This is a genomic window from Kitasatospora cathayae, assembly GCF_027627435.1.
Lineage (GTDB): Bacteria > Actinomycetota > Actinomycetes > Streptomycetales > Streptomycetaceae > Kitasatospora > Kitasatospora cathayae.
Window position 1 is genome coordinate 4,409,113 of record NZ_CP115450.1, and the last position, 18,279, is coordinate 4,427,391.

Sequence of the window (18,279 nt, forward strand, 5' to 3'; positions counted from 1 at the left end):
GACTTTGGTCCCGATAACACGCGGAACCGGCCCGGGAAGGGCCCTCCTGTCACGCCGTCAGGCGCCGACCGGGAAGACCGCAGGCTTGGCGCGGCAGCGAGGCCGACGGCATCCCCGGCCCGGACGCCTGGCGCGCCCTCTTCTCCTGACCGGCCGAGGGCCCCTGCCCGGGGCCGCGCCTCAGCGCTTGCCGGACATCCAGTGGAACAGCCCCATCGCCACACTGGTCGCCAGGTTGAAACTGGACACCCCCGGCTGCATCGGCACCGCCACCAGCCGATCGGCCCGCGCCTTCAGCTCCGCCGACACCCCGTGCCGCTCGGTGCCGAAAGCGAGCAGCGCATCGTCCGGGAACGGCAGCTCCCGGATGTCCGTCCCCTCCGGATCCAGCACGTACAGCGGCCCCTCCGGCAGTTCCGGCAACGTCACCCGCTCCACAGCGGTGGCGAAGTGCAGCCCCGCACTGCCCCGCAGCACCGTCGGGTGCCACGGATCGAGCTCCCCCGTGGTCACCACCCCGGTCGCCCCGAACCCGGCCGCCAACCGGATCACCGCCCCGACGTTGCCCAGATTGCGCGGATTCTCCAGCACCACCACCGGCGCCCGCCGCGGCCGCCGCCCCAACGCCGCCCGGTTCGCCGCCACGGACGGCCGCACCGCCAACGCGATCACCCCGGTCGGATGCAACCGCGGCGCCAACCCCCGCAACCGCTCCTCCGGCAGCTCCACCGCCAACCGGTCCAACGCCGCCACCACATCCGGCGCCAGCTCCCCCGCCAACGCCAGCAACGCCCCCCGATCCGCCGTCAGCACCCGCCGGACCTCACCCCCGAACCGCAGCGCGTGCTTCAACGGATGGAACCCGTCCAGCAGCACCGCCCCCGGCTCCCGCTCGGCCACCCGCCACGCCCGCACCACCTCGTCATCCATGCCGCCCACTCTGCCACTCGCGCCCCCCACCCCCTCCGAGCGGGCGTGCCCACACCAACCCCCCTACCGCCCCTCCGAACTCCCCCGCAGGGCCCGCTCCAGGTCCCGCAAGGCGACCCCCACCAACCGCGTCCCCGCCCGCACGACATCCCGCTGCACTCCCGCCGCCCCCTTCGCCAGCTGCTCCTCCAACCGCTCCTGCGCCGCCCGCACCGCGCCGAACTCCACCGGCCGCCCGGTCAGCAGCGCCCCCGCCGCGAGCGCCGTGGCCAGCTGGAGCTCCTCCGCGTACTCCGCCGCCCCCGGCACCGGATCGGCGTCGGCGGCCGGCAGGTGCGCCTCCAGCAGCACGGCCGCCCGGCCGAGGTGCCCGACGGCGGCCCGGGCCCGGTCGATCTGGCGCCGGGTGACCCCGGCCAGCCCGGACTCGTGCCGCCCCGGCTCGGCGTCGGCCCGCTGCATGGCCTGGATGAGCTCGGACCGCGCCTCCCGCGAGTCCAGCAGCGCCGACCGCACGACCCGCCCGCGCGGCCTCGCCGGCTGCTCGTAACAGGCGACCACCGCCGCCGCGTACCGCCCGGCCGCCGCCAGCCACTCGGCGAGCCGCTCCCCGAGCCGGGCGGTCTGCCAGGTGGGGAACAGCGCGTACGTCAGCAGCGCCAGCGACCCGCCGAGCAAAGTCATCCCCACCCGTTCGAAGGCCGTCTCCAGCGGGTTCCCCGCCTGCAGCCCGAGCAGGAACACCACGTACGTCGAGATCCCGACGGTCGTCAGCGCGTACCCGGTCCGGAACGCCAGGTACGCCCCGCCGATGCACAGCACGGCCAGCGCGGCGAGCACCCACTGGCCGGGGTGGGTGAGCTGCACCACCAACGTCGAGACCGCGACCCCGACCACCGTCCCGGCCAGCCGGGCGACGCCCCGGCTGTAGGTCTGGGCGAAGTCCGGCCGCATCACCATCGCGGCGGTCATCGGCGCCCAGTACCCGTGGTGGAACCCGGCCAGCCGGGCCACCAGGTAGGCGACGGTGACCACCCCGGACAGCCGGACGGCGTGCTGGGAGATCGCCGAGCGCGGCTGCAGCTGCCGTCGTACGGCCCGCAGCGCGACCGGCAGCATCCGGGAGATCGACGGCTTGTGCAGTGCCCCGCCGGCCCCGACCACGGGCGTGGTGATGGTGTCCTCGTCGCTGCGGTCCAGCGTGTCCGCGGCCTTGCGCAGCAACCCGCCCAGCCGCCGGGCGGAGCGCCGGGCCGCGCCCTGGAGCCGCGCGCCCTCCTCCGGCCGGACCAGGGTGAGCGTGGCGCCGAGCGGTGGGGGTACCCCCGGCCGGAGGCTGGGGGAGAGCCGTACCGGGTCGCCGGTGCGGACCGCCCGGGCGAGGGCGTCCATCACCTCGGCGGCCGCTGCCAGCACCTCGCGCGCCCGGTCGCGCTCCGGCCCCTCCGCCGGGGCGCCCACCTTGGGGTCGGCGAGCGCGGCGAGGGTGGGGCGGATGCGTTCGGCGATGCCGCGCAGACCGCGCAGTTCGGGCGGCCGGTGGCGGTCCTGCCAGGGGGTCACGGCGGAGGCCTGTCGGGCGGTCATGAAGGGCTCCGGGTCCACGTGCGCGGTCGGATCCTGCCGCAACCGGCGGGCGTAGTCGGCGAGTTCGGCGTAGGTGTCGGCGAGGGCGTCCCGCTGGGCGGTCCAACTGCCGATCGGCCACAAGGTGATGACGGCGGCCTGGACGACCCCGCCGAACGAGGCGACCAGCCCGTGGCCGAGCGCGGTGGTCACGCTGACCGGGAGTTGGACCACGATCAGCATCACCGAGAGGGTGTTGGCGGTGACCACCCCGGCGGTCGGCCCGATCGCCCAGGCGAGCCCGGCCCCGAACGCCCACAGCGCGAGCAGCACCGGGAAGAGCCCGTACACCCCGACGGCCAGGTAGCCGAGGAAGGAGCTGACCCCGAGCCCGACCCCGGCCGCGACGGCCAGGCTGGCGCGGGGCCGGAAGCTGCGCTGGAAGGTGGCCGCGCCGGCGATGAAGGCGCCCATCGCGGCCGAGGTGGCGAGTGCGACCCCGCCGAGGGCGAGCGTGGGGAAGAGCACCAGCGCCACGGCGAGCGCGCCGCGCAGCGCCCGCTTGGGGTCGGTCAGCGCCCGGTCCAGGGTGAGTCCGGTCCGCGCGGTGTCACGAAGAGCGGCGAACCAGGACATACCGCCATCCTAGGCCGCTGACCTGCTGACCCTTCGCCACAGCCGCCCGAGCCGTGCCGCCGCCCACAGCAACGCACCGGTCGGCAGGAACACCGCGTCCGCCGCGACCATCGCGAGCGAGAAAACCGGCAGCCCGAGCACCACCGCGATCCCCAGGTGCTCGGCCATCATCACCACCAGCAGCACGTTCTTGACCCGCCGGTTCATCAGCGTGAACGGGAAGGCGACCTGCAGGACCACCGTGCCGTACGAGATCAGGAAGACCGGCAGCAGCGCCGAGCCGACCAGCCCGGACAGGCCCGGCCAGGGGGTGAAGTAGTCCAGGTGCAGCGGGTAGTACAGCGCCGTGCCGTCCTGCCAGCGCGAGCCCTGCACCTTGTACCAGCCGGCCGTGGCGTAGACCAGCACCACCTCGGCGGCGATCACCAGCATCGCGCAGTTGTGCACCATGTTCGCCAGCGCGTCGAGCACCGCCCGCGGCTCGCCCGCCGGCCGCAGCCGGCCGAGCGCCCACCAGAGGCCGGCCACCGCCCAGAGCCCCCAGAACAGCGGCGCCCAGCCGAGGTACGGGAAGGCCGGGGAGGTCCAGGTCAGGCTGTCGCCGGAGAAGTCACCGGCCTGACAGACCGCCAGCGCCGCGCCGAGCAGCGCCCAGAGCACCACCCCGCCGCGCCCCGGCCCGGACCGCCGGGCGTCCAGTGACCAGACCTCGGCGCAGCGGGTGAAGACCAGGTAGATCGCCATCAGGTGGACGACGTTGTCCCCGCCGTCGCCGAGGAGGACGTCGCGGTTCTGCAGCGACAGCACGGTGACCAGGAACAGCACCGTGCTCGCCCTGGTCCGCCAGCCCAGCAGCACCGCCAGGGCGGCCAGCACGGCCAGGTGGTAGACCAGCTCGAACCAGAGCCGCCCGCCGAACCAGGGCAGCACGGTGAACGCCCCGTCATCGGCGAGCAGCCGCCCGGCGAGCTCCATCGACCAGGGCGCGCGGTCGCCGTACAGCACCCGCCGGTTGGGCCACTCCCGCAGCAGGTAGGCGAGCCAGACCAGCCCGAAGCCGATCCGCACCACCGCGGCCTGGTGCCGTCCGAGCACCCGCCCGCTGAACGCCTCCATCGCCCGCCCGAAGACCGCCACCGGCCCGCGCGCCGGCCCCGGCGCAGGCGGCACCACCGGATCAGGCGGCACCACCGGCGCGGGCGACGCCACAGCACCCGGCGGCTGCCCGCCCTGCCGCGGCACGCCTCCGAGCTCGACCGCCCCGGCCGGCTCCGCCGACGCCCCGTTCACCCCAACCCCCGGTAGTCCTCGTCCCCGACCGGCCACCACGGCAGCTCCCGCACCTTGGGCGCCGGCGGCCCGGCCTCACCGCTCCAGGACGGCGGCGACACGGTGGCCGAGGTCACCCGGAACTCGATCTCCAGGACGCGCTCGCCGTCCACCTCCCGGCCGATCCGCTGCAGCGCGATCCGCTTGAGGTACTGCTCGGCGAGCCTGCCGCGCGGATTGGTCGGCTTCTCGTCCTGCGGGTCGTGCGAGCCGTCGTAGAAGTCCCAGGCTCGGCGCAGCAGGTTCTGGTCGACGTGGCTGGGCGCCGGGTTGCCCCGGATCGCGGCGAGGTCCCGGGCGGTCAGCCCGATCCAGCCGTGGGTCCGGGTGGCGCCGCCGTCCGCGACGGTGCGCACCCGGGCGTCCAGGCTGATGTTCTGCTGCAGCGGATTGGGGGCGAACAGCTTCCAGTTCTGCTCGAACTCCGGGTACACCACCCCGTCCACCTCGTCCCGGTACTGCCGGGACAGCACGTTGTCGGGCGCGACGTGCAGGAACACCGCGGCGAGGAACAGCCCGGTGCCGCTGACCAGCGCCGCGGCGGCCAGGCCGAGGACGAGCTGCGCGGGCCCGGACCAGACGCGTCCGGGCGCGGCCCGGTCCGTGGTCTCCGTCATGGCCTCCCCCGCCCGATCGGCGCGCCGCCGGCCGACACCGGCGCGTCGCGGCGCCCATCCTGCCCTACCCGCCCCCGGGCGGGCGCGGCGAGGCGCCGGGCGAGGCCCTATCCCCTCACGAGCCGCTACAGGACGAAGGCGGCCTGACCGCTGCTGCTGACCATCGGACGGCCCGCGCCCTCCCAGGCGTACATCCCGCCGTCCACGTTCACCGCGTCCCGGCCCTGCTGCACCAGGTACTGGACGACCTGCGCGGAACGGCCGCCGACCCGGCAGAGCACGTACAGCTTCTCGTCCGGCAGCTCGCCGATCCGGGCGATCACCTCGCCGATCGGGATGTGCAGCGCGCCGTCCACGTGGCCGGCGTCCCACTCGTCCTGCTCGCGCACGTCCAGCAGGGCGGCGTCGGCCGGTACGGAGGCGGCGTCGGTGGTGGGGATCTGCGCGAACATCGTGTGGCTCTCCTGGGGTCGGGTCGGGTCGGTGCCATTGTCGCCCACCGGGCCGGGGCCCGGGGCCCGATCACCGAGCAGCCGCTCCAGCTCGGCCTGCTGGGCGGCGGCCTTGGCGAGCAGCTCCTCGGCGAGCTGCTCCAGCAACCGGTCCGGGTCCTGCGGGGCGAGGGCGAGCAGCTGGCCCATCGGGGTCCGCTCCAGCCGGACCTGCTCGGTGGCGGTCTCGGCGATCTTGGCGGTCAGCCAGTCCAGCCGGCGGCGCAGCCAGCCCAGCCGGTCGGGGGAGTCGACGGCGGGCGCGGCCTCCGGCGCGGTGGACCACTCGGCGGCCAGGCTCTCCAGCGCGGCGGTGTCCCCGTACGCGTAGGCCTCGTTGACCCGGACCAGGAAGTCCGCCCGGCGCTGCTGCTCGGCCCCGTCGGTGGTCAGGTCCGGGTGGGCGCGGCGGACCAGCTCGCGGTAGATCCGCTGGGCCTCCTTCCCGGGCCGCACCCGGGCCGGTGCGGCGGGCGGCGGCGGGACGGCCTCGTCCTCGCCCTCACCGGACTTCTCCCGCACCGAGTCGAACAGCGCGTCCAGGTCGGGCAGCTCCTCGACCCGCTGCCGCGCCTCGGCGGCCCGGCGCAGGTCCTCGGGGTCACCGGTCCGCGCCGCGACGGCCTCGGCGACCAGCGCCTCCAGCTCGTCCAGCCGGGCGTAGAGCGGGCCGAGCAGCTGGTGGTGGATCAGCGCGAAGTTGTCGATCTCGACCCGCAGGGTCTGCACGTCCACGTCCATGCTGAGCCAGGCGAGCTCGGCCGCGGCCACCCGCTCCTCCAGCTCCTGCTGCTCCGGGTCCGTCCAGCGGACGGGGCTCTGCGCGCTCACGGTCTCGCCTCTGTCTCGTCCGGCCTGCTGGGTCCTGCGGGGCCGCCGAACGGGCGGCCCGGCCTGCCACCCTACCGCCGCATTCCAAGGCCCCGTCCGGGTGAAGCTGGAGTACGAACCGGCGCGCGACGCGCGACACGCAACCGATCCTGATGAATCTCCCCGTTTCGGTGTCGTGCCCGGCCCGGTCCGTGCTTCGCTGGTATCCGCACAGCGTGCCTTCCTCCGGAGAGAGGGCCGCCCCCAGGCGCGGCGGCCAGGCGGGAGCAGACCGAATCCATGGTGGCCGAGTCCAACTCCACACCGCTTCCGGCGGGCGCCGGGACCGCGCCGGGCGACCATCCGACCGGAGTGGCCGCCCTCGTCCGGCTCGCCCTGATCCTGGTCGACCGGACCGGTCGGATCGCCCAGTGGAGCCGGGCCGCCGAGGAGCTGTTCGGGCACCGCGCCGAGGCCGCCACCGACCGCCCCGCCTCGGGCCTGCTGCCCGCCCTGGAGTCCCGGCTGCTCGGCCGCTGCGCCGTACGCCGTCGCTGTGACGCCCTCGACACCCTGGCCGGGCTGACCGCCACCGGCCTTCCCTGGGCCGGCCGGCTGACCGTGACCGACCGCGAGGAGCACCAGCGCGACGTGCTCTGGTGGGCCTACCCGCTGCCCGGCCCGTCCGGTGGGCTGCTCGCCCTCGCCGCCGACGCCCGCCCGCTGCGCACCGGCGGGCCGCGGCTCGCGCTCGGCGAGCGCCTGCTGCCGTTCGCCCCCGCACCCTCCGCCCGGGGCGGCTTCCACGGGCTGACCGCCGCGCTCACCCCGCCCGCCGCCGAACTGCCCGAGCCGCTGGCCCGGCTGCTGCCCGCCGCCCACCGGGCGGCGCTGGGGGAGGCGGCGGCCCTGGGCGGGCTGCCCGCGCTGCGGCTGGACGCGGCCACCGTGCTGCCGGTGCTGCCCTCCGATCCGCAGGTCGGCACCGCCCACGCGGCCGCCGGCCTGGGCCGCCGCTACCCGACGCCCCAGCAGCGCGCCGCCCGGCTCGGTCCGCCGCCGCAGCCCGACCAGTCCGCACCCGGCCGCCGTCCCCCGAGCCCGCTGCCGGTCCAACGCGAACCGGCCCAACGAGAGCCCGCCCAGCGCGAACCACGCGACCCGGTCCAACACCAGTCCGCCCAGGGCAGCCCCGCCGTCCGCCCCACCGCCGTCCTCGGCGGACCGGTCGGCGCCCCGCCCGTCCAGTCCCCCACCGGAGGAGGAGCCACCATCGAGCAGCAGGCCGCCGCCGTCGGGCCGTCCGCCCACGGCCTCCCGCCGCGCCGCGCCGACCAGGCCCCGCCCGGCGCCATCCCCGCCCCCGCCGCTGCCGAGGGGCCGCCGAGCATCCGGCTGAGCCCGTTCCTCACCAACGGGCAGGCCGGCGAGCAGCTGGCCCTGCTGAACGAGGTGGGCGGCAAGGTCGGCACCACCCTGGACCTCGGCTTCACCGCCCACGAGCTGTGCCAGGTGCTGGTCCCCCGGGTCGCCGACTTCGCCTGCGTGGACCTCGTGGACGGCCTGATCTCGGACTCCGAGCTGCCGGTCGCCCGTCCGGACGACGACACGATGCTGCGCCGGGTCGCCCTGGTCTTCAACGAGACCGGCGGCGCCTGGGACCACGTGCTCGCCGAGGGCTCGCTGGTCAGCATGCCGCGCCGGACCCCGCCCGGCATGGCCCTGCAGCTGAACCAGCCGGTGCTGGTCCCGGTGGTCAGCGCGGACGTCGCGGTCGACTACGCCATCGCCCTCGGCGGCGCCCGGCTGGTCCCGGTGGTCTCCGGCCGCTCGATGCTGGTGGTCCCGCTGTCCGCCCGGGGCACCGTGCTGGGCATCCTCAAGCTGCTCCGGCTGCCGGACCGCGCCCCCTTCGACGAGAGCGACGCCGCCACCCTCAAGGAGCTCGCGGTCCGGGCGGCGCTGTCGCTGGACAACGCCCGGCTGCACCGCGCCGAGGCCCGGGTCGCCACCACCCTGCAGCGCTCGATGATCCCGACCCGCCCGCCGCAGATCCCCGGCGTGCAGATCGCCCACCGCTACCTGCCCGGCGATCCGAAGGCCGAGGTCGGCGGCGACTGGTTCGACGCGATCCAGCTGCCCGGCAGCCGGGTCGCCCTGGTGGTCGGCGACGTGATGGGCCACGGCATCCACTCGGCCGCCGCGATGGGCCGCTTCCGCACCGCGATGCAGACCCTCGCCGCCCTCGACCTGCCGCCCGGCCAGCTGCTGCGGCACCTGGACAACCTCGCCCAGAAGCTCGGCGACGACCACCTGGCCACCTGCCTGTACGCGGTCTACGACCCGATCAACCGGACCTGCGAGCTGGCCAGCGCCGGCCACGTCCCGCCCGTCCTGGTGCACCCGGACGGCACCGGCGAGCTGCTGGAGATCCCGGCCGGCGCGCCGATCGGCGTCGGCGGGGTGCCGTTCGTCGCCAAGACCATCGACGTCTCGGACGGCTCGATGCTGGTGCTGTGCACCGACGGACTGGTCGAGGTCCGGGGCGGGGACATAGGAGCCGGCCTGGCGGCGCTGTGCGGCAACCTGATCGACCCGCAGCAGAGCCCCGAGCAGGCCTGCGACGAGGTGCTGCGCCGCCTGCACTCGGACGACCGCAAGGACGACGTCGCCCTGCTGGTGGCCCGCTTCGACGGGGTCGCCCCGTCCGAGGTGGCCACCTGGGACCTCACCGTGGACCACCTCGAGGTCCGGCGGGCCCGTTCGCTGGTCCGCGAGCAGCTGGCCGCCTGGCACCTGGAGGCGCTCAGCGACACCACCGAACTGCTGGTCAGCGAACTGGTCACGAACGCCGTACGGGTCGCCCGGGACCGGGTGCAGCTCCAGCTGATCCGGGTGGACAAGCTGCTGGTCGAGGTCAGCGACGACAACCACAACCTGCCCTCGCTGGAGCCGGCCGAGCAACTCGGCGAGACCGGCCGCGGCCTCACCCTGGTCACCAAGCTCGCCGAACGCTGGGGCACCGCCCGCAAGGCGGTGGGCAAGGTCGTCTGGTTCGAGCTGCCCCTCCCGCACGCGTGACGGCCGCGTACGGGCAACGCCCGGTACGCGGCCGACACGCCAGATGGAGCGACCCTCAGGGGATGACGGCCCCCGCCGGACGGCGCCGGGCCTCCGCCGCGACCTCCAGGGAGGCGGTCGTGGCCACCGAGGTGGCGGCGCCGACCCCGGCCAGCACCCGCGGCCAGAAGTCCCCGAAGACCTCGACCGAGACGGCGAACAGCAGCGCGGTGATCACCGCGACCACGTGCTCCAGCCCGGCCAGGTTCGGCAGCCACACGGCCTCGCCGACCATCAGCGCCACCACCATGGCGGCGGTGAACCACGCCCGGGTGCGGAACGCGATGCAGATCGCCAGCGCCACCACCGCGGCCGACGGCCCGGTGTCCCGCACGTAGGCGACCCACTTCGGGAAGCCGAACACGTGGCCCGGCCCGATCGCCACGCCGACCCGGGCGAACAGCGTGCCCGCCAGGGTGCACGCGTACGCGACCACCAGGGTCATCCGCCGGCCGAGCACGACCTCGGCGACCGCGAAGACCACGAACACCTGGGCCAGCGCCCCCCAGACCGGCAGGTCCAGGGCCGGCACGTAAAGCGACAGCGGCGTCCGCAGCAGCGAGACGTCGAGCGGCAGCGAAGCCCGCACCACCCCGATGTGGTTGACGAAGCGCTCGCCGCCCGGCAGGTGCTGGACGATGCTGAACAGCAGGATCAGAAACGTCGCCACCGTGGCCAGCGGGAACGCGGCGAACCTCTTCCGCACCACCGCGCCCCGGACCGTCAGGTACAACGTTCCCCACTCGGCGACAGCGGCCGTTCCGGCTAGCGCCAGCGGCCCCTTTCGCACGCCCCCCGCGTGGGTCCTGTGAATCACAACCGTTTCTCCCGAATCCCCGAACTTGTCAGCTACCCCAACATTAGAAGCCAGTTAACAAATCCACATCGGCATGGATGGGGATCGAGGTCATCCTCAGGAGGGAGACGAATCCCCCCTCTGGACCCCCCTTATGACCGATGGCCCTATGTCCCCTACGGCTGGTGGTCCTGAGTACACCCCCGGGCGTCGGCCCCCCTCCGCCCCCCGGCGGAGGGCTACCCCTTCCCGTCCCGCGCCGCCACCGGCACCCTGGGCGCCACCACGGCGGCCCGCGCGTGCCGACGGCGGAACAGGGCGGGCAGGCTCGGCGCGACGATGAAACCCTCGGCGCGCGCGCTCGCGATGCCGATCCGCGGAATCTCGCTGCTCTTCTCGAACAGCAGGTAACGCGGTTCCCAGATCGGCCGGTACTTGGCGTTCGCGCGGTACAGCGACTCGATCTGCCACCAGCGCGAGAAGAACCCGAGGACGGAGCGCCAGAGCCGCAGCACCGGCCCGGCGCCGAGCCGCGAACCGCGCTCGAAGACCGAACGGAACATCGCGAAGTTCAGCGAGACCCGCTTCAGCCCCACCTCGTCGGCGCGCTGCAGCAGCTCGATCACCATGAACTCCACCAGGCCGTTGTCGGTGTCCCGGGCCCGGCGCATCAGGTCCAGCGAGAGCCCGTCCGGGCCCCACGGGACGAAGCTCAGCAGCGCCGCGAGCTCGCCGTCCGCGTTGTGGCACTCCAGCATCACGCAGCGGCCGTCGCCCGGGTCGCCGAGCCGGCCCAGCGCCATCGAGAAGCCGCGCTCGGTCGCCCCGTCGCGCCACTCGTCGGCCTTGGCCACCAGCCGCGCCATCTCCGCCTCGGAGATGTCCTCGTGGCGGCGGACCCGCACCGTGTACCCGGCCCGCTTGACCCGGTTGTACGCCTGCCGGACCACCCGCATCGCGCGGCCTTCCAGCGAGAACTCGTCCAGCTCGACGATCGCCTCGTCGCCCAGCTCCAGCGCGTCCAGCCCGTGCCGGGCGTAGATCACCCCGGCCTCCTCGGAGGCGCCCATCACGGCCGGCGCCCAGGCGTGCTCCCGCGCCTCGGACAGCCAGGCCTCGATCGCGCCCGGCCAGGCCTCCGGGTCGCCGATCGGGTCGCCCGAGGCGAGCGAGACCCCGCCGACCACCCGGTAGGTCACCGCCGCCTTGCCGCTGGGGGAGAAGATCACCGCCTTGTCCCGGCGCAGCGCGAAGTAGCCCAGCGAGTCCCGCTCGCCCTGCCGCTCCAGCAGGCCGCGCAGCTTCGCCTCGTCCTCCGGGGTGAGCAGCTCCTTGCCGCGCGGGCTGCGGAAGGCCACGTACAGCACCAGCAGGAACAGCACCGCGCCCATCGCGTTGATCGCGGCGTTCACCCAGGTCGGGGCGGCGATCACCGAGCGCAGGTGCTCGGAGGGGGTGATGGTGACCATCCGGCCGACCGAGTAGCGGAAGAGGTCCCACCAGTCGGCGCCGTTCAGCTCGTTGGTCAGCCAGACCAGCAGCGCGCCGACCGAGCCGCCGAACAGCAGCCCGCCGACGAAGGTGGCCGCCGCGGTCTTCGGGTTGGAGGGGTCGCCCTTGGACGTGAACTCCTTGCGCCCGATCAGCAGCGCCAGCACGAACAGGCAGGTCAGGATGGTGGAGATGTAGTTGAGCGGGTGCTTGTTGAAGCGCTCGCCGGGCAGCACCATGGCCGCCAGGTACAGCAGGGCGAACACACTGCTGAGCGCCGCGTTGAAGATCCACGCGGCGCGCTTGCGCCGCCGCATCGCGACGGCGAGGAAGACCGACAGCACCGCGGCCGCCAGGCCGGAGGTCATCAGGTACGGGGTGAAGTACTCACCCTCGTTGTGCTCGCTGACCTGGTTCCCCCACGGCACCAGCAGCACCGTCGCCAGGTTCAGCAGCGCCAGCAGCCTGAGGTACCAGACGGAGGCGGCGGCGGCCCTCGGGCGCCAGCGGTCGAGCGGTCCGGCGGGCCGGGGCCCGGCGGAGGTGGCGGACGGCTCCGACTTCACAGTGGACGACACAGCTCAATTCCAAACGATCAGATGGTGGGGCGCATCCGCACACGGCCCGGCGCCGGGCGCCCGCACGGGCCCGACGGACTGACCGGCCGCCTCCGCCCACCGGCCGCCCGCATCGAGCGGCGGGCCGGAAAGGACAGCCAACTCCATGGTTCCGCACCATTCCTGAGAATTACGTGAACCGGGTAGCGGATTCCCACCCCCGCCGAACGGCGGGGTTCGTACCCGTCATTGGTTCGGCGCCCCGCCCCGCCTACCCCTACCCTCAAAAGCGACCCCCGCGGACCGACCGAACCCGGCCGCCCGAACCGAGGAGGCACCATCACCACCACCCACGTGCTGATCGTCGACGACGAGATCCTGGTCCGCTCGGGCCTCGGCCTGATCGTCGGCTCCGCCCCCGACCTGGAGGTGGTCGGCGACTGCTCCGGCGGGCAGGCCGAGGAGCACGTCCGGCGCCTGCGCCCGCACGTGGTGCTGCTCGACATCCGGATGCCCGACCTCGACGGCATCTCGGTGCTGCGCCGCCTGCGCGCCCTGCCCGACCCGCCCGCCGTCGCGATGCTCACCACCTTCGACACCGACGAGTACATCGGCACCGCGCTGCGGGCCGGCGCGGCCGGCTTCCTGCTCAAGGACACCGCCCCCGAGCAGCTGGTGCACGCGGTCCGGGTGCTCGCCGCGGGCGGCAACATCCTCTCCCCGACCGTCACCCGCACCGTGATCGGCGGCTACGTGGACGGCGGCGGCCCGGACGCCGAGGCCACCTCGCTGGCCCGCACCCTGACCGGCCGGGAGCTCGACGTGCTCGCCCTGCTCGGCGAGGGCCTGTCCAACGCCGAGATCGCCGACCGGCTCTTCCTCGGCACCGGCACGGTCAAGGACCACATCAGCGCGATCCTCGGCAAGCTCGGCGCCGCCAACCGGGTGCAGGCCGCCGTGCTCGCCCACCGGGCCGGTCTGGTCCGGCCCAAGCCCGGCGACGGGGCATGACGACCGTCGACCAGCTGCCGTCCAGACGGCTGCCCGCCTGGTGCACCGCGCCCTGGCTGATGCTGCTGCTGCCCGTCCTGTACTCCCTGCTGGACTCGGCGCTGGTGGCCCGGGACGCCGCCTGGTGGCAGATCGCGCTCTCCACGCTGGCCGCCGTCGCGCTGTTCTGGCGCCGCCGCTTCCCGGTGACGGTGCTGCTGCTCACCATGCCCGGCACCTGGGTCGAGCAGATCTGGCTGGCCCCGATCACCGCCGTCTACACGATCGCCACCGACCGCCCCGGCCCCCGGGTGCTGATCCCCTGCGCGACCCTGTTCACCCTGGTCACCTTCTTCCACTGGCCGCTGCCGACCCCGGTCATCGACCTCAGCCGGAACACCGCCCTGGACGCCATCCAGGCCGTGATGCTGGCCGCCGGCCCGGCCGCCACCGGCCGGCTCTCCCGCACCCGGCGGGAGCTGGCCGCCCGCCTGGACGAGCTGACCCGCGGCCAGGAGCGGGAGAGCCGGCTGCTCGCCGAGCGCGTGCTGATCAGCGAGCGCGGCCGGCTGGCCCGGGAGATGCACGACGTGGTCTCGCACCAGGTCAGCCTGATCAGCATCCAGGCCGGCGCGCTCCAGGTGAGCACCGCCGACCCGGCCGCCGCGGGCGTCGCCCGCACCATCCGCGAACTGTCCGTACGGACCCTGGACGAGCTGCGCCAGATGGTCGGGGTGCTGCGCGGCACCACCAACGGCCCGCTCCCGGACGCCCCGCTCGCCCCGCAGCCCCGGCTGGCCGACCTGCCCCGGCTGATCGAGCAGAGCGGGCTGACCGCCGACACCGAACTGAACCCCGGTGACCGCCCGTGGCCGGAGGCGGTCGAGCGGGCCGCCTACCGCACCATCCAGGAGGCGCTCACCAACATCACCAAGTACGCGCCGGAGGCGGTGGTGCACGTGAAGGTCCGGGCGAAGGGCCGCAGGCTGCGGGTCGAAGTCCGCAACGAGGCGCCGCGGGTCCACCCGGCCGAGATCCTGCCGGGCGGCGGCCACGGCCTGGTCGGCCTGCGCGAGCGCGCCCAGCTGCTGGGCGGCACCCTCACCGCGGGCCCCACCCAGGACGGCGGCTTCGAGGTCCGCGCCGAGCTCCCCGCCACCCGCTCCTGACCCCACCGTCCCGGCGGCCGCGCCCCGGCCGCCGGCTCCGGACGACGAGACGGCTCGGACGACAAGGAAGGCCGGACAACGAGAAAGCCCCGCAGATCCGAAGATCTGCGGGGCTTCGCTGTGCGCGAGGGGGGAGTTGAACCCCCACGCCCTTTCGGGCACTGGAACCTGAATCCAGCGCGTCTGCCTATTCCGCCACCCGCGCATGGGTGTTGTCTTCTTTGCCGTCCGATCCTCGGAACCGCCCGGTACCATGTGGCCCTTCGCGCTTCCTCGGTCCGGCTTCCCTTCCGGGCGGCCCTTCCGACGTGGAAAACAGTAGCACGACCTGGGGGGCTGCTCCGAATCGGTTTCCCGGGGAGACCAACCGCATCCGAACGGGTGCACGACGAACGGGCGAGCGAACGGCGGTGGGCGGCTCCGATGGACACACCTGGCGTGCCGCCCCCGAAATGCGTCACCCTGTGTGTCCGAGCCCACCCCCGGGCACCACGCGGTCCGGGAACCGTACGGAAGGGCCCGGCGTGGATACGATCAGTACGGAAGTACCGCAAGTAGGCACGACCGACTCTCCGGAGGACAGTCCCCCGGAGGGAGCCGGTCCACGGGCAGGCGAACGAACCCTGGAAGGGGGTGCCCCATGGGGATGCTGAAGAAGTTCGAGCAGCGGCTGGAGGGTCTCGTCAACGGCACCTTCGCCAAGGTGTTCAAGTCCGAGGTCCAGCCCGTCGAGATCGCCGGCGCTCTGCAGCGCGAGTGCGACAACAACGCGAGCATCTGGAACCGCGACCGCACCGTCGTGCCGAACGACTTCATCGTCGAGCTCAGCCCGCACGACCACGAGCGGCTCAGCCCCTACTCGGGACAGCTCGGAACCGAGCTCGCCGGCATGGTCCGCGAGTACGCCGAGGCCCAGCGGTACACCTTCATGGGCCCGCTCCAGGTGAACCTGGAGAAGGCCGACGACCTGGACACCGGCCTGTACCGGGTGCGCAGCCGCACCCTCGCCGCCGAGGAGCCCCAGCAGTACGCCGCGCCGCCGCAGCCCGGCTACGACCGCCAGCCGGCCGCGCCGGCCCCCGGCGCGCCCTGGCAGCAGGGCGGCGCCGAGCAGTACAACGCGCCCCCGCCGCCGCCCGCACCTCCCGCGATGCCCCCGGGCCCTCCGGCCGGCGGCAACGTCCGCAACTTCCCCGGGGCCGGCCACGGCGCCTCGGTCCGCCGCTGGATCGAGGTGAACGGCGCCCGCCACCAGATCACCGGCGCGGCCTGCGTGCTCGGGCGCTCGACCGAGGCGGACGTGCGGATCGACGACCCGGGGGTCTCGCGCAAGCACGCCGAGATCCGCCCCGGCACCCCTTCGATGGTCCTCGACCTGGGGTCCACCAACGGCATCGTGGTGGACGGGCAGCACACCCAGCGCGCTACGCTCCGCGACGGCTCCCGAATCGTCGTGGGCTCCACCACCATCGTCTACCGGCAGGTCGAAGGGTAGTGTCCGAGTTGTTCGCGCGCCTCGCTCACCGACTGGCGGGACGGTCATGTCAGAACTGACCCTCACGGTCATGCGACTGGGCTTCCTGGCCGTGCTGTGGCTGTTCGTCATCGTCGCGATCCAGGTGATCCGCAGCGACCTGTTCGGCACCAAGGTGAACCCCCGCACCTCCCGCCGCGGCGCCGCCACGGCGTCCGGCGGCGGCGCGGCGACCACCACGGCGCCCGGACGTCCCGCCGCCCCGGCCCCCGGCAACGCCGGCGCGGGCCAGACCCAGGGCGGCGGCCGCCGCCGCGGCGCCCCGACCCAGCTCGTCGTGGTGCAGGGCTCGCTGGCCGGGACCACGGTCGCGCTGCAGGGCCAGACCATCACGCTGGGCCGCGCGCACGACTCCACCATCGTGCTGGACGACGACTACGCGTCCTCCCGGCATGCCAGGATCTATCCGGATCAGACTGGGCAGTGGACGGTCGAGGATCTAGGCTCCACCAACGGCACCTATCTGGACCGGCAGCGCCTGACCGCGCCCACCCCGCTCCAGCCGGGCATGCCGATCCGTATCGGCAGGACCGTCATCGAACTGCGGAAGTAGTAGCGCATGAGGGACAGCATCCCGTCCATGACCCAGAGGGGGGCACAGGTCGCATGACCCTGGTGCTGCGCTTCGCCGCCGGCTCCCACAAGGGACTGATCCGGGAGGGGAACGAGGACTCCGGCTACGCCGGGCCGCGGCTGCTGGCCGTGGCCGACGGCATGGGCGGCGCCGCGGCCGGCGAGGTCGCGTCCTCCGAGGTGCTCGGCTCGATCGTCCGACTGGACGAGGACGTGCCGGGCGCCGACCTGCTGACCCTGCTGGGCGACGCCGTCCAGGGCGCCAACGACCGGCTCCGGCAGATGGTCGAGGAGGACCCGCAGCTGGAGGGCATGGGCTGCACCCTGACCGCCATGCTGTGGACCGGCCAGCGGATGGGCCTGGTGCACGTCGGCGACTCCCGCGCCTACCTGCTGCGCGACGGCTCGCTGGTGCAGATCACCCAGGACCACACCTGGGTGCAGCGCCTGGTCGACGAGGGCCGGATCACGCCCGAGGAGGCCGAGACCCACCCCCAGCGCTCGCTGCTGATGCGGGCCCTGGACGGCCGCGGTCAGGTCGAACCGGACCTGTCGATCCGCGAGGTCCGGGCCGGCGACCGCTACCTGCTCTGCTCCGACGGCCTCTCCGGCCCGGTCAGCCACCAGACCCTGCAGGACACCCTCGGCAGCTACTACTCGCCCGAGCAGACCGTGCAGGAGCTGATCCAGCTCGCGCTGCGCGGCGGCGGTCCGGACAACATCACCTGCATCGTGGCGGACGTCATCGACGTCGGCGCCACGGACACCATGAGCGGCCAGTTCAACGACGTCCCGGTGGTGGTCGGCGCGGTCGCCGACACCCCGCCGTCCTCGACCGCCGCCGACCACTCGATCGCGGACACCCCGGCCGGCCGCGCCGCCGGCCTGGGCCGCGGCCCGCAGGGCGCCTTCGGCCCGGCCGAGGGCTACGAGGGCTACGGCGCCGCCCAGGGTGGCTTCGGTCCCGCCGAGGGCTACCAGGGCGAGGAGGGCTACGGCTACCCCGTCGAGCCCTCGGTGTACGGCACCGAGGAGTTCGACGAGGAGCAGCCCCCCAAGCGCAAGCGCCGCGGCCTGACCGTCTCGCTGGCCGTCCTGGTCACGCTCGGCCTGCTCGGCGGCGCCGGGTACTTCGGCTACCAGTGGACGCAGGGCCAGTACTACATCGGCGAGGACGGCGACCACGTCGCGATCTACCAGGGCATCAACCAGAACCTGGCCGGTCTGAGCCTCTCCTCGGTGCACGAGTCGCACAGCGACGCGCCGCTGAAGTGGCTGCCGCAGGACCAGCGCGCCCAGGTGAGCAAGACCATCTCGGTCGGCAGCCTGAACGACGCCGAGAAGACGATGAACGACCTCGTGGGCTGGGCCAAGCTGTGCCAACGGGTCGCCGCCGCGGCCCCGCAGGGCACCCAGCCGACCCCGGCCACCAAGAGCTCGTTCGTGACCGCCACGCCGGCCACCCCGGGGGAGCGGGAGAAGCGCAACCCGACCGCGACCGCGCCGAGCGCCACGCCGACCCCGAGCGCCCCGACCACGCCCGCCCCGACGCAGAACGCCACCCCTCCGGTGGCCGCCGCCCCGAGCGAGCAGGCCCAGCCGCCCCAGCAGCAGCTGAGCGACGACGACCGCGCCCGGGCCGAATCCTGCCCGAAGCCGTGACCTCCGTG

13 protein-coding genes and 1 tRNA gene are annotated in these 18,279 nt (G+C 74.2%); 6 read left to right on the forward strand and 8 right to left on the reverse strand.

The window, feature by feature from the left end; translation table 11 throughout:
* Nucleotides 1–180 precede the first annotated feature (180 nt).
* From O1G21_RS19575 to O1G21_RS19595, 5 genes are all read right to left on the reverse strand, one after another.
* The gene (locus O1G21_RS19575) at nucleotides 181–930 is read right to left on the reverse strand and encodes a TrmH family RNA methyltransferase (RefSeq protein ID WP_270145630.1); all 750 of its coding nucleotides are present in this window, start codon (nucleotides 928–930) and stop codon (nucleotides 181–183) included.
* 63 nt (nucleotides 931–993) lie between these two features.
* On the reverse strand, nucleotides 994–3,132 hold the full coding sequence (locus O1G21_RS19580; RefSeq protein WP_270145631.1) for an FUSC family protein: 2,139 nt from the start codon (nucleotides 3,130–3,132) through the stop codon (nucleotides 994–996).
* 9 nt (nucleotides 3,133–3,141) lie between these two features.
* Nucleotides 3,142–4,302, reverse strand: coding sequence for an HTTM domain-containing protein (locus O1G21_RS19585; protein WP_405000677.1), 1,161 nt, complete (start codon nucleotides 4,300–4,302; stop codon nucleotides 3,142–3,144).
* 116 nt (nucleotides 4,303–4,418) lie between these two features.
* Nucleotides 4,419–5,078 carry a DUF5819 family protein gene (locus O1G21_RS19590; RefSeq protein WP_270145633.1) on the reverse strand — a complete coding sequence of 220 codons (660 nt, stop codon included), beginning with the start codon at nucleotides 5,076–5,078 and terminating at the stop codon, nucleotides 4,419–4,421.
* Between the two features lie 125 nt (nucleotides 5,079–5,203).
* Nucleotides 5,204–6,400 (reverse strand): rhodanese-like domain-containing protein, encoded by a 1,197-nt coding sequence (locus tag O1G21_RS19595; RefSeq protein WP_270145635.1) that lies wholly within the window; start codon nucleotides 6,398–6,400, stop codon nucleotides 5,204–5,206.
* 279 nt (nucleotides 6,401–6,679) lie between these two features.
* Here O1G21_RS19595 and O1G21_RS19600 point away from each other — a divergent pair, with 279 nt between their 5' ends.
* Entirely contained in the window at nucleotides 6,680–9,460 is a 2,781-nt protein-coding gene (locus tag O1G21_RS19600) for a SpoIIE family protein phosphatase (protein ID WP_270145636.1), read from the forward strand.
* Between the two features lie 55 nt (nucleotides 9,461–9,515).
* Here the strand turns inward: O1G21_RS19600 and O1G21_RS19605 are convergent, their stop codons facing one another.
* Together O1G21_RS19605 and O1G21_RS19610 are read right to left on the reverse strand one after the other, a co-directional pair.
* Complete coding sequence (locus tag O1G21_RS19605; RefSeq protein ID WP_270145638.1) at nucleotides 9,516–10,208, reverse strand: hypothetical protein; 693 nt, start codon at nucleotides 10,206–10,208, stop codon at nucleotides 9,516–9,518.
* Between the two features lie 326 nt (nucleotides 10,209–10,534).
* Complete coding sequence (locus O1G21_RS19610) at nucleotides 10,535–12,364, reverse strand: phosphatidylglycerol lysyltransferase domain-containing protein (RefSeq protein WP_270145640.1); 1,830 nt, start codon at nucleotides 12,362–12,364, stop codon at nucleotides 10,535–10,537.
* A 336-nt stretch (nucleotides 12,365–12,700) separates the two neighbouring features.
* Here O1G21_RS19610 and O1G21_RS19615 point away from each other — a divergent pair, with 336 nt between their 5' ends.
* Entirely contained in the window at nucleotides 12,701–13,354 is a 654-nt protein-coding gene (locus O1G21_RS19615) for a response regulator (protein ID WP_270151107.1), read from the forward strand.
* Nucleotides 13,351–14,502 (forward strand): sensor histidine kinase, encoded by a 1,152-nt coding sequence (locus O1G21_RS19620; protein WP_270145642.1) that lies wholly within the window; start codon nucleotides 13,351–13,353, stop codon nucleotides 14,500–14,502. Before O1G21_RS19615 ends, O1G21_RS19620 begins: the two co-directional genes overlap by 4 nt.
* 121 nt (nucleotides 14,503–14,623) lie before the next feature.
* Here the strand turns inward: O1G21_RS19620 and O1G21_RS19625 are convergent.
* Nucleotides 14,624–14,707 (reverse strand) — tRNA-Leu (locus O1G21_RS19625).
* Between the two features lie 435 nt (nucleotides 14,708–15,142).
* Here O1G21_RS19625 and O1G21_RS19630 point away from each other — a divergent pair.
* From O1G21_RS19630 to O1G21_RS19640, 3 genes are read left to right on the forward strand one after another with little or no spacing between them, the layout of a single operon-like run.
* Nucleotides 15,143–15,997, forward strand: a complete 855-nt coding sequence (locus O1G21_RS19630; protein ID WP_270145644.1) for an FhaA domain-containing protein — start codon at nucleotides 15,143–15,145, stop codon at nucleotides 15,995–15,997.
* Between the two features lie 46 nt (nucleotides 15,998–16,043).
* The gene (locus tag O1G21_RS19635) at nucleotides 16,044–16,589 is read left to right on the forward strand and encodes an FHA domain-containing protein FhaB/FipA (protein ID WP_270145646.1); all 546 of its coding nucleotides are present in this window, start codon (nucleotides 16,044–16,046) and stop codon (nucleotides 16,587–16,589) included.
* Nucleotides 16,590–16,642: 53 nt separating this feature from the next.
* The gene (locus O1G21_RS19640) at nucleotides 16,643–18,271 is read left to right on the forward strand and encodes a PP2C family protein-serine/threonine phosphatase (RefSeq protein WP_270145647.1); all 1,629 of its coding nucleotides are present in this window, start codon (nucleotides 16,643–16,645) and stop codon (nucleotides 18,269–18,271) included.
* Nucleotides 18,272–18,279 lie beyond the last annotated feature (8 nt).